Raw genomic sequence first — 13,536 nt, 5'->3', positions numbered from 1 at the left:
CTACATCGCCATCGATTGCTGAACCTTGTCTCGATACCAGTTTCGGTTCAGATTGGCGGTGTTGTCCGTATAGTTGACCGTCATATTCGAAGGGCCGCCATTGTACCCCGCATTTCGCATGCCTTCGTGAACCATAGGACCAAAGGATTCTTCTGGCTGTTTGTCTCCGCTGGCAGAGATGGAGATGTTGGCGCCTTGAGGAGAGGGTTCATCGATCGGAGAAATCGCCGGAGTCGGCGGTCCCGGAGGCGGTTCAAGTTCCGTTTCATGAAGGGTATTATAAGCCATTATACCACCAAGTCCGAGCATTCCGCCGATGAATCCCCACTTGTTTCTCGGTTTTGAGAAGAATGTCTTGATCCGATCTGTAATGGCCTGCATCGTTCCCGGACGAAAGGCATCGACGATCCCGCCTGTGGTATCCTCGAGCGTCTCACTGATGAAACCCGCCAGTCCACCCGCGCGCTCCGGCCGTCGAAGTGGCTCTTGGGTTTGGAACGGCTCGACCCGGTATTTCGGCAGGCCGTCTTCGGATTCGACACCCATCAAATCCTGAAGCATTTGCAGGAACGGGTTGCTGCCCGTGGACTCACGATCTGTAAGCCGCCCCTGTACGGCCTCCATCAATGGTGCCAAGCCGGTCTTGTTGACGCGCCATCCGCCGGCCGTACCGAAGTTGAGCGTCGGGTTATAAAGACCGTATTGGAGCTTCGTGGTGATGTCCTTGAGAACGGGTACAGCTTCACGAAGGCGGTGCTTTTGAGTCAGGACACCGCCAAAGTAGTCCTGGTCAATGGACTCTAGCTCATCCCAGTTTCCAAGTCGCATGGCATCGAGCATCTTCAAGGCGCCGATGTCTGTGCCACCGTGTTTGGAGGAGATGATCCGCTGGACCAAGCCCTGGCCAAAACTCTCTACCGCCGCACGCTGGTCCCGATCCTCTACAAAGTCTGCGGCAAATTGACGGAGCTTCAAGTTCATCGTATCAGCTAGACCGACAAACATCTTCCCCATCTTTGCCTGAGTTTCCGCATTGCCAGGTTCAATCTGGCGGAACACGCCACCTTGGTCGGCCGCCAAACTCTCCAAATCAAAGCGACGCGGGGATTCGGCAAAGTCGTTGAGGATCTTTTTGGTCCGCTGTGCCGCCATCTTCTCTTCCATCGTTCGAATGTGGCGCCACTCGTTTTGGATCTCTTTGTCCGCCGCATAGAAGAGGTTCAGCTCGTCACCGTCGGCGTCGGCCTTGAGAAGGTCCGCGATACCGGACGTCACGTGAATCTCTCCCGGTGCGACATCACTGCGCATGTGGAGAATGGCCTGTTTCAAAGCATCCTGGTGGAAGGTCGGATAGCGGTTCACGATGACTTCTCGGGTTTGTCCATCCGCCAAATCGTCATAGATGCCCATCTTTCTCGCATCATGCTCACTGATAAAAACATGCTCACCTTGGAGCATCTGTGATTCTTCGGGTGAGATCAGCGCGGCACGTCCACGCATCGAGGACGGGAGACGGACCTTGAACGTCGATTCTCCGGTTTGTCCTTTCGAGGAAGTCACATTATAAGCCAGTGTGTTAATGTACCGGTCCACGGCCGATTGCAGCTCGTTGCGTGCATCGACGAGTTCCTGATTACTTGCGGCCTCACGCACCGCCTGAGCCTTGCGATAAATGTCGGCAATGCTTTTTTGAACCTCCGAGAGATAAATGTTCTTGCCCTGGCCGCGAAGCTCAGTATAGGGGATGAAGATCTTATCAATGGGCCGTGAGAGGTTCTCCCTGGCACCGCCATATCCGCGCGCGTATTCCAGAACCTGAATCCGCATGTCCTCTGGCAACTCCGGCAGGGCAAACCAGAATCCATGTTCGTTCGACTTGTCGCCAAGCAGTTTTTCAATATGTTGGCGGTCAAAGATGGTGCCTGTATAGTGTTCTTGGGTCGGTGTCACTTCGGAAGCATCCGGGAGAGGACGAAGGTCATGGACACCAAGCCGCACCACTGAGTCTTCACTAAAGCGTGGGTCCACCACATTTTCTGGCGCCACAAACGCCTCCATCGACTTGAGAAAATTCACGGTCTCCTGCCTGCGGCCGATTTCGAGTCCATGTCTCCGCATGAGATCGAGTACATAGTTTGCCGTTTTCTCACGACCTGTAGCTTTGAGTACACCAATCTCACGGTGGCTGTAGCTGGTTCCCTTATATTCGCCGCTGGAAACAAGGTCATCATCTTCATCCATGTAGAAAATGTGTTTGCCTTCCTTGTCGACGATGAATCCGGTTGGGGCGACGTTCGCCATGCGGAAGTCACCCAATCCCCACACCGCCTGGTATTTCTGTGGCTTCGTATTGACCAAGAGACTCCGATCAGCGCCTTTGGCCTTACCCAGCGCCCGATCCAGCTGCTCAGCGACATCGCGGAAGGCCTTGGCATTGATCTCCTGAAGTTCCTTGCTCACGTCTTCGAAATAGGAACCATTCCAACGCAGACCAATGTTCGCTTGATGAATCATCTCAATGGCGCGCTGGCGGTCTCGTTCGTTCTGCAGACCCATGGTAAAGGCAGCGAGCTTCTTGGCCTGTGCCGCCATCATGGCACCAAAGTCCTCGTGTTTCGTGACATCGGTATTCATGATACCGGCGACGCCTTTGACGCCCGTGATGAGTTCAAGCAAGCGCTGTGATACGCCTTCACCGACCCGCGTCATTTTCTCGCCTTCGAAGAAGAACTTGAAGGGCTTCTCTCGCCAGGTCACACCAATGCGGCCATCGGTGCTCCAGAGTGTCCCTTCATAAGGCCGGTCATAGGTAATCTCGGTACGCTTTCCGCCGATCATCGCCCATCCAATGCGTTGGCCTGGCTTTAGCGTGGCGCCTTCGATCGGCTCCCCATTGCGAAGCAGCTTCTCATCCCATTCAAAGGTCGAAGGATCATCTCCCATGTCATAGAACTTCTGTCGTTCGACCTCAAGGGCATTGATGAGGTCACGGTTGAAGACGGCTTGCTGTTCGTAGACGCGGCCGATGCGCACTGGATCGATGTTCCCTTGTTCATCAATCCAGCCCTCCTCCTGCAACAGCCGACGACCTTCTTTTGTTTCCGCCAGTTCCATAACCCGGTTGCGAAGATCCGCCTCATTCATGTAGGTCATCTTCACGTTCATGCTGAAACGATCCTGATGTGCCTCCCGCAGCGCGTGCTGCAGTGGAGTGGCTACCAGTTCATTGAAGTTGTGATACACCTTCGTCTGACCCAGGCGCTCCACAACTTCCGGCAAGAACCGCGAGACATTCTGGAACTGGATCGGGTTGTCGCGGCCCATGCTGGTGAAGGTACCGTAAGTAACCAGATCCCGGCCGTCAATCAAAGACCACAGGTTTTTTGCCACCATATCGCCTTTGATGCTCGAGGAGTAGATGAGACGGCCGTGTTCCTCCGCCCACTTCCTCGCATTCATGACCAGCTCCGCCTGTCTGTCGATGGTCAGCGCCGAGATGTTGACCAGACGCTTGAGTCGGCGGTTCCCTCTCTTATCCGTATAGAAAACCTCGTCGGGGTTCACAAAGTCGCTTCGTTCCTGACCAAATTCATCGGTGTACTTCTCCCGCAAGATTCCGCGGTTGTACAGGTCGTGAATCATGGCCGGAGAGATGTCGACGCGACCGGTGCGAACCAGGTCCGCCGGGTTGTTATTGTACAGGTTGTCCTTGATCTCAAAGTCCTGCAAGTTGATCGTGGCCAAATGATCCAGTCCCTTGTTGAGTCCCTGACGAACCAGGTCATTGGCTCGCTTCCAGTCACCTGCCTCAATGGCCTCACGGATTGCGTTCATGCGCCGCTCGCCGGTCAGGTGGTATGCCATCATCTCGGACGAGGACATCTCCCGAATGACCTGCTTGCCTTGTCCAGGCATCCAGGTGACGCGGGAGTTAAGTTTCCGGTTTCCGTATTCAATCGTGCCGCGCTCAGTCACAAGCGGAACCGTCAGCTGAAGCGCGTTCGGATGTTCTTTGCCGGACAGGACATGTTCCATCACGCTTGCACTATGCTCCGGGTCATACATGTGGATGACCGCCGCCGTCTTGTCCTTTGCCACCGACAAGGCAAATTGCATATGCGGGAACATCTCTTGATAGCGATTCAGCACTTCCATGACCGCTTGCTTGTTATTCGGTTCCAGGCCCGTAATGGGGTTGACCCGATCCAGCTCCTCATCAAAGAAGCGCGACATCTCGGGGCTCAGGCGCAGTTCTTTATCACCAAAGGATCGTTGAATGGCGACTCCCCACGCACCTTTCGTTTGATCGATGGCTCGCTGAACCAGTTCCTTGGACACATCATCCGAGATCTTCTGAATGGCCTTTCGCTCACGAAGCGACAACACAGTTTCTTTATCCCGGATGATTTGTGCGCTGGCCATCAGGTGCTGCACAATCGTCCGGACCGTTTCACTGATGCCTTTGGTATTCGCGTTCACCTGATGGAAATACTCCGCCGTGTCATCGTCAATGGCGCTGCTCTCGCGCAACGAGTGAATGAGAGACGTCAGCTTCTGCTTTCGGACCTCTTCCCTTTCATGTGCGATATGGCGATAAATACTCGTTGACGCCGTGGTGGTATCCGTGAAGTTGATGTATACGGGCTTCTTTGTCTCCCGGTCTCGGAAATGGAGACCACGGTTCTCATATTCCTCAAGCGGAAGCTCCTCGACATGACCATCGTCGCCAACAACTTCATTCAGATACTGATTAAACAGCCGCCATGCAATATCGCGCTGCCGGCGCGCTTCGAAGAGACGGTTTTTATACTCTAATTCGCTCTCATTGCGTCTCCTCGTCGGTTCAGGAAATGCCTTTTCGATGGCTTCCAGCGCCGGCATCATCACCGGCAATTCCGACCGAAGCCGACGTTGCATGTACCAAAAGCTCTCCCATTCTTGTTGGTTGAAGCGCTCCTCTGGAGTGGAACCGGGTTTGCTGTAGAAGTCCATGCCTTCGAGCATCTGTTGGTGCGTAATGCGCCGTGTGGGGTCTATGATGTTGCCGTTCTCGTCAAAGTTATCCTGCATGTTTCCGGCTTTACCTTGAAGGCGCTTCTCATACATGGCGGCGTTCTGATACATCCGCCTAGCTCCGATAAAGCCAGCCGTCATGCCGCGACCGGCCCCCTCCAGACTGGTTAGACGGCGATACGCGCGCCGTGCGTACTCTTCTCCATGACGCTTTCGGATTTTGTTTCTGGTTTCCTCATCCGCCCCATCCCAGTTGATGAAGCTTCTTTGCAAGAACTCACCAATCTGAGCCATTGCATCCTTACCTTCTCGAATAATGAAGGCGTAACGGTCGTTATCTTGGTCGTACAATTGAATCGCAAGTTTGAGCGGTTCTCCCTGTTGGTTAAGCCTTCGGATTCCCTGCACTTCATAGAACGTATGGGTATTGATGATCGTTCGGTTCCAGCCAGGATTATAGGGTACGAACTCTCCATCCCGGAGGACAGCTTGGTGATCTTCCATTCCCGGCATGGCCATCACGCCGCCGACAGAGAACAGCTTCTGGCCGACTTGAAGTTTCGCATCACTCCACGTAAACACTGGAGAGCGATGGCTGAATCCCGTTGTTGGATCAATCTTTCGGTCCTCAATCTGACGTTGGATCCACGGGAGGGCTTTGGCAAACACGCCACCCAAGCCATGCTCACCCACATCATGTAACGCGCTATGGGCCTGACCTTCCTCAAATCCGAACGTGCGGCGCAACTCCTGCAAAGACCAAGCACCATCCACGAATCGACGTACCGCGGTATTTTGTCCATAAACTTGGTGCATGGTGATCGGGTTTTGGAAGATGGTCTGATTCAGTGTCAGAAGGTCCAAGTGATTGGCCGGTGTGCGAAGAGATTCTCCCATTTGCTCGGCCCAACGCTGAAGAACCGGAAGGTCGAACTGGGTCCCGTTTTGGGAGAGAAACAGTTTGGCGGAGTGCCGTCGAATGAAGTCATCATATTGACGGATCACGTCTTGTGGGTTGGTGCCCTTCTCCATCAAGTATTCCAGACCTCGGCGCATGTTGGCGGTATACGGCTGCATGTTCTGAAGCGGATCTTGTTCGAGCATTGCGGCCAGAGGATTGTGCCGAATGCGCCAAGGATCCTCGAGCTGAGCGCCTTCTGGTCCTTCGGGATCGTAGCGAATCAGGTTATACAAAGACTTCTTCTCCGCGTCTGTCATGAATCGCCATGCGTATGGATCCCGTTCCAGACGAGTGATCAGGTTTTCTAAATACTGCACCGTCTCATTCGTCGGCCGGATGATCGCGCTGAATCGGACATTCGACGGGGTGGCCCCGACCACCAGCTGCCGGCCGGACCGGTCTGTTCCCAGGATGGGATTGAATCCTTGTGCGGCAATCTCGGTGATTGAGAGCGCATGACCCGTCATGGCATCCCCAAGGGTCTCAATGTCAAACGCCACATATCGACCGTGAACGCCGTGCATGGCTCTGCGCACAAACTCATTGAAGGTGGCGACGGCCGGCTGGCCGGGATGTCGGGCAGACTGTGCCATCGAGACAAAGTGGTCATAGATTCCCGGCTTGCCAAAGTTCGAACTCAGTCTCGTGCTGTTGATCCGACCCAGTACATGCGCGACACGCTGGTCGTACTCCGTGGTATCTTTTCGTGGCCGGCGTTGGACCGGATAGAAAATGCCGATGGGCGTTGTGCTTTGCGTCTGGGTCACCATTTGTACGCCGGCACTGATCAGATTCAAGTAATCGGCCATCTCGTCACTTCCTTACACGTACTGGTCGATGTTCTGCTTGAGGTTGTCCGCGATCTCTTGGCTGCGGTCTTCCTGATAGGTAAAGATGATCCGGGAGTTGTTAGAGCCGGAAGGCGCGGCCGTCACGCGGACATCTCGCAGACCTTGTCCTTCCAGTACCTCTTGAATGCGCCGGGACATCTCCCGATACCCTTTGAACGTGGTGTCGACATGGGAACGGTAAATCTGGTTGCCGCGATTCAGATCCGGCGCCAGTTTTGCCGCCTCGACATCCTCGGGCCAGAAGTTGAAATCACTCAAATCCAGGCTGTCGTAGTTCCGAATGACCTTGAGTTTAATGTCGTTCAGGTCGTACTCGGGACGCCATCCGGCCCAATCCGGTCCCGGCAGGTAATACTTCTTTGTGAAGTAGTCCTCCAAAGACGGCTTTTCTCCGGGATCCATCCCCCAGATCGCTTTGTAAATGCGCTTCTCGTTATCGGGAACCAGTTCAAGAATACGCTGGCGCTCTTTCGGAGACGCCTCCACGAAGGCGTTGAAGAACCACCGATCCTTGTACGGGAATGCCGCCATGACTTGAAGCCGATCTCCATAGGGATCGACCCCATACAAGGTGCTATCCCGTTTCTTCTTGTATTCTAGAGCTTCGACCACGATTTCTGGAAGTACCAGTTCATCTTTATCCTCGTCGATAGCTTCCAGTTTCTCATTGATCGCTTTCTTCTTCTCGTCGAAGTCCTTGGGCTGCTCCAGATACAGCCGTTTTTTCTCCGCCTGCAACTGCTGACGAAGGCGTTTGGTGTCTTCCTGCTTCTGTTGAATGTACCGGACGATGGCGTCGACATCGTAGCCTTCTTCCCTCGCCTCGTCCTTCGCCTTGTTGTACAAGGCATTGTACTTGATGTAATTCAACAGGTCGAAGTATTCGTTGATGTCATTCTCAATCCGCCGGCGCTTCGGGATCCACGTCTCGCCATGTTCGTGTTCCCAGTGTTCTCGCCACAGGCTCCCTGAACCAGTCACCAGCGCGCCGATGATAGCCCCACCGATGGTTCGGCGCCCACCACCAAAAAAGACGCGTCCGATAAAGGCACCCATGAATGCGCCACGCATGGCGGCTTCCGCAGGATCCTTACGAATCTCCGATTGGTAGGCCGGGATGAGGTAATCCCGGATCATGAAGTCTTGCCACGTCGCATAGTCCTTGCCGTACACTTGGTCTCGCTCGTATTCTTCAAGGGCACTGCGAACCTGCAGGAACTTCGTGTTCAGCGGCGATTCAAAGTGGGCAATGGTTTCCCATCGCTGGCCTTCCCGAATCTCCTTCGGTGTGAATCGCGCGTGGACCGCCGGCGCGGAGAAGTCGGTCTCGTTTTCTTTCATCAGGCCTTTTTGCAGGATGTCGAGGTTGATGTTCTTGAGGTTATCGATATAGACAACCGCGCGCATCGTGCCATAGGTATCATCCGAGACCCGATGCAGCTCGTCGGCATTGACCCCAATGGTCACGACATCCCCCGGGTGAATGTAGCTGGCCAAAACCCCAGGTGCCTTCGCCTGATACCGCATGCCGGCCAGACGAATCGGCGTATCCGGGTACTCTTTCGTCAAGAATGTATAGTCATCGAGCAGCTTCGTGACATGGACCTTCTCGAGTTTCAGATCCTTGTCCTTGAAGCGATACTCGTAGAACTCGTACTTTTGCTTGCGTTTGGCGACTTGTCGCTTGATGTCCGCCGCTTGTTTCCGCAATTCTTCGTCGGTGATGTTATGGGTGACATAGTCCCGCCAGAACTTGTACTCATCTGACCACGGCGCCACATCAGCAAGGATCTTGAACTTATCGAATGCGCCGTAGCGGCCGGTCTCGTCCGGGTGCAAAGGATTCAGTTTCTCATACGCTTCACCCGGCAACCGGTATTCCCCGTAGGGGATGAGAGCGTAAGGATCTCCAACATGGAAGTTGAGGAAATAATCTCCACCCGGAAGCCAGTCTGGCATCTGGTTTGGCACGGGATCATAATGCTGGAGTTGACCACTGTCGCGCCGAATGAAGCGGCGTCCAATCTCGGAGAGTTCCCCGCCAAGTCCACCCAGGTTGGCTTCCCAGAACTGGTTTGAGATGTTGGTGGCCCGATCCGCCTTGTCGATCACCGTCTTCATGGCGTACGGCTGATAGTTGAACAGTTCTTCGCTGACGAGCCAGTTGTACACACCGAGGGTCTCTTGCCAGTTGGCGGCGAACTCTTGGGCTTGCCAGTTTATGCTGCGTGGATCTTGCAGATTGCGAAGCCGCCGGTTGCGGATCTCGTTGTGATACGCAAACTCCTGACTGAACATGGCCCGAGGCTTGGTCTCCTCGGAGGGTTCGGGTCCAGCCGCCGCCATATCAAAGAGTTCTGGTGGCGTATATCCTTCCTTGGCCACCCGACTGGGCACAAAGATCGTATCGCCGCTCTGAAGATCCATCAGCGTGTAGTCCCCGGTTGGATTCCCTTCGTCATCCAAACGATCCATACGAACGTATCGTCCTGGCCCTGCGGCATGTCTCGGGGCGGCCTCATGAATCTCGTCGTAGTCCTCCTGGGGCACCAGAGAGGAACCCTCGTGGTATTCCGAGCCATATTCCTCTGGAGTCGCGAGAACGACGTTTTCCATGCGGCCTGCGGGCGACACCTTGGTGACAATGGGACCGGTCGGTCGCTGGCCAATCTCTTCATTTTGCTCAGTCAGGAGGATGGGATTCCCCCAATACTCCGGGTGCATTTGCTTCACCGGTTTAATCAGCTGGCCAATCGTCGCATTGCCGATGTCGCCAAAGAACATGGTATTGGGGTTGAACAGTGACCCAGTCAGAAGATACGGCCGGTCGTAGTAATGTTTCAGTTCCCACCAGTACCGCTCATCCTGGCTCTCAAACAGCATCTTGAGGATACCCAGCGGGTTCTCCAAGGTCGGAATCATCGAATGCGACCAGCGTTCCTCACCGGTCGCGGTCACATCGGAATACTCCCAGCCACTGGTCGCGCGTCGATAGGCATTCGGCGCGAACTGGATGATCCGATCGCCGCGGTATGCACTCTTGGAACCAAACAGCCACCAGCGGCCTTTACGGACGGGATCTGTGCCTTGCTGGTAGTATTCCAGCAACTCCTCCTCACTCATCGCGTCCTGGGGACGTGTCGGAAGGCCGAGTGTGCCGGTCACAACCTGAGCGAGATTTCCCATCCCAATCCGTCCCAGGCCTGGGAGCGTAATCGCCGGCATCTCGCCAAACTGCTCAATGCCGGGATGGAGCATCATTTCGCGCTTGCGTTGTTCCGTCTCCCCGGATTCATCGCGCTCTGCGGCCTCGTTCAAGGCTTTGTTCGCCTTATAGGTCTCCCAACGGCCGGAGATGCTCATGCCGGTCCAGTCGTCCGCCTTGTAATCAAGGTACTGCCAGTACGCGACACCAAGGCCAATTGGCAAGAAGCGTTTGAGTATCAGGCTGGACCAAAGCTGCAACGGGCTTCCCATCGAGGCATCCGAGAAGCCAAGGCCCATCGTGCCGAGTGCTTCCTGCAAACGATACACCGGATAGAAGGATCCAAACACGGAGAGCGTGGTAAAGTCTTCGAGATTTCGACGTCCTGTGCGAAAGCCAAGCTGTTTGATAACATCCGACAGACTCTTAAAGTTCGCCTGGTTCACCGCGATGTACTCGTCACCGACTCGGTTGGCCGCTCGTGTACTCGCGTACTTTTGCCATATGGGATTGGTCTTTTTGACCATCGATTCCAAAGAGGCACGGAATTGGCGTGAGTCCTCCGAGCTTCCGTGGAACAGGTCATTGATCTCGGCCAGCGCCGCATCTTTGTCTGTATAGATCTCCCGGCCGCGGCGCTCAAGATCGAAAAAGTTCTTCAGCCAACTGATCTGCTCCAGGTCAGACCGGAGAATCTTGCCCTGTGCCTGAAGCTCCTCGGCAATCTCGCGAATGTTCGTTCTCGATGCAAAGGGGCGAACCTCTTCGATCTGGCGAATCAACTCCAGGCTGACCTTCTGACGGATTTGATCCATGCCCGTCTGGATCTTGACATATCCTCCGAGGAACGGATTGGCCTCCCCAACGGGATACTTGCGACCGAGGACACCATATTTATCTCGCTCATATTGGCCCCAAAATTGACGGAGGCTGAACGTGGCCTCCTTGTCCTGACTCAGGTACTCAAACAGCTTGAGCACATCTTCATCCCGGTTGAAGTTAATGCCTTCGTGTTCGATGAATCCCTGCAGGTGTCCGGGCATGTACTCGACCAGATTCTTAAAGACACGGGGCGAGAATCCTTCGGTATACCGGGAGAAGTATCGGTGCATGTCGAAGAAATCGTCGTAACCGAGACGCTCGGTCAGCGCCTTGCGGACTTTGTTTCGTTCCCAATCGGGGTTAAAGAACTTCGTCCCGATGCTGAACCATTCGGCATACTCCGTGTCCCGCATCTGGTTAAAGAGGTCCAGGGCCTCGGTAAATTTATTCCGTCGCTTGTGATCGGTCGCGATGCCGCTGACTTGCCTCGTAATCTTACCGATAGTTCCAAAGCGTGAGGAAGTCAGGTACATCCTCCGGTTCGGGTTGAGAATTTCAATCGGGGCATCATTGTTGATGACATTGGCGTCCATCAAACGGCCGAAATGTCCATTTGAAAAGACGACCGGCTCACGCAAGGTCTCTTGGGGAGCAATGCCAAGATGCGCGTTGAGAACCGGCTGTCGAGTACCGGCTTCAAAAATACGAAAAGCGGCTTTCTCCCGCGCTTCTTTCACATTCAAGATGTCCCGAAGGTGAAGAAGTCCGCCGGGAAGCATCTTCGCCCACCATTCCATCGTCCGCCGGCCGATCTGATCGTACACCTTGTAGTCCTGAAGAACCGTCCGGCCGTTCTTCGTGACCAGATACAAATTCTCGTCAAAAATGGCTTCGCCGAACTTCTTGTTGTATTTCAGGACATCATGGATCTGGGTCAGGGTATCGGCATCGATCCGAATGACACCGGCTTCGTGCAGATCCAAAATGTCCTGGATCGTGGCCCTCTTATGTCCACGGATCAGACGGCCGCTCTTCGATTGGTCACGGGTTGTGGTTTGGATGTCATGGGCCGTTTGTTCGCGCCACCGCTTTCGCATGCCATCAATCCAGGCAATGCCTTCCGCTGTATTCCGAATCGAATCTCGGTGGATGGCCCGCGCGCGGATGACCTCATTGAGAACGTCCTGATCGGAGACCCCATGTTGCGCCAAGTGAAGTCGCAGCTGCTCGTCTCCCGCATGACGTAAGAATCCTGCGCGCGCGGCATGGAAGGCGGACTCGACTTGGTGAACGGCTTCTTCACGGATGCCAGCCTGCCGGAGATGATTCAGGATCTGCCCTTGCCGAATCCGTTCTTCGATGTGGAAGGGCAACTGCTTCTCGAGCAATTCCTGGCGCTGTCGGAGATACCGCACCATGTCGTACTCGCGTTTGCGGATGAAATCCTCATTACGAGCGCGCAGTTCCTCCGTAATCTCGCGCCGGCGTTCCAAGAAGGCTTGGCCCATCTCCGAATAGGTCTCGGGGCGAAGGACCGATCCTCGTTCTCTCCACGCTTCCTTGGCCGCCTGTAGCGTGCCCTTTCCTTCGGTTTCAAGGAATCGACCGAGTTGATGCAAAGCGCCCGTTCGATGGCCTACGGCCAACAGGGCGGCGCCGGCCAGAACTCCAATTCCAATCTTCTGATAAAGAGGAGTGTCGTCGCGATCATCCTCGGAACGCAGAAAGCGCGCATGCGTCCGGTTGTCCATATCCAGATAGGATGAATACGCGTTTTCATAGTCCTCGTATGCCACGACAACACCCTCCTGTCTAGTCAAATTCTCCTTTCAGCTCCGCTTCTGCCCGGAACCAACTGAACTCAGGTAGCGGCTGACCGATCCGTGTTTCCTGATCGAGGCTGATGGGTTTTCCCATCGCTTGGCTGAGCATCGCTTCCACTTCTTCTTTGGAGAGAGGTCCTTGTTTGGGAGGATTCTCCGAAGAGGGAGATGGTGAAGGAGTGTTCGGCGGCGGCGCATCGCCCTCCGGCACCTGAACCAATGGTACGCCGCGCAGCATGGCGAGTTTCCACTCGGCCCTCGACAAATACAACATGGTCTTCTTGACCGTCCAGGTCTGCAGTTCTTCAAGGGTAAACTGCGGGAACGCTTCGGTAATGATGCAGTCGACCTGATAATCGAAGTTGGCCATCTCACTTCGGTACTGTTCCAGAAGCTGTTTGCCTTGGTCTGGCTTCAGAGTGGAAATGTCGAGGATCATGTCCGAGAGGGCTTCGGCGTAACCAGCCAATCCATTCTCAAAGTCAAAGTCGCTGGGGTAAATGACGCCCACCTTGCAGATGGCTTCCTGATGCTGTCCAAGAGGAAGGTCGGCCTCGAGAATCTCCTTGTACTCTTGCCGGCTGAGCGGGCGGATGATGAACACTTGATCGAGAATTTGAGTCTGGTAGACCTCCTCGTACTTCTGCTTCAGGGCTTCGACGTCCATCGTTCGTATTCACATCCCCGCCTACGGGCTTAGAGCCGGATGGGAGACGACTGAGCCACGAAGCCACTTTTGTCCATGATCATCTCCGACAACAAGCTGGGAATGCCGGCTTTCCCCTTTTTCATCGCCTCACGGTTATAGTTCCGCGGAAACAGCACACATTCTTCACAAATCATTTCTTCACGGTCCATGGG

The 13,536-nt window shown here is 54.7% G+C and carries 3 protein-coding genes; all 3 read right to left on the bottom strand.

Annotation, left to right across the window (positions count from 1 at the left end):
• From ASH01S_RS03455 to ASH01S_RS03445, 3 genes are read right to left on the bottom strand one after another with little or no spacing between them, the layout of a single operon-like run.
• Window positions 1-6,783, bottom strand: a complete 6,783-nt coding sequence (locus ASH01S_RS03455; RefSeq protein ID WP_067923512.1) for a hypothetical protein — start codon at window positions 6,781-6,783, stop codon at window positions 1-3.
• Between the two features lie 12 nt (window positions 6,784-6,795).
• Window positions 6,796-12,648, bottom strand: coding sequence for a hypothetical protein (locus ASH01S_RS03450; protein ID WP_067923508.1), 5,853 nt, complete (start codon window positions 12,646-12,648; stop codon window positions 6,796-6,798).
• Between the two features lie 16 nt (window positions 12,649-12,664).
• Entirely contained in the window at window positions 12,665-13,342 is a 678-nt protein-coding gene (locus ASH01S_RS03445; protein WP_067923505.1) for a hypothetical protein, read from the bottom strand.
• Window positions 13,343-13,536: the final 194 nt, after the last annotated feature.

Source organism: Alicyclobacillus shizuokensis NBRC 103103 (assembly GCF_001552255.1).
In the GTDB taxonomy this organism is placed as follows: domain Bacteria; phylum Bacillota; class Bacilli; order Alicyclobacillales; family Alicyclobacillaceae; genus Alicyclobacillus_G; species Alicyclobacillus_G shizuokensis.
Note: the sequence above shows the minus strand (reverse complement) of the source record. Positions and strands in the feature narration are given on the sequence as shown.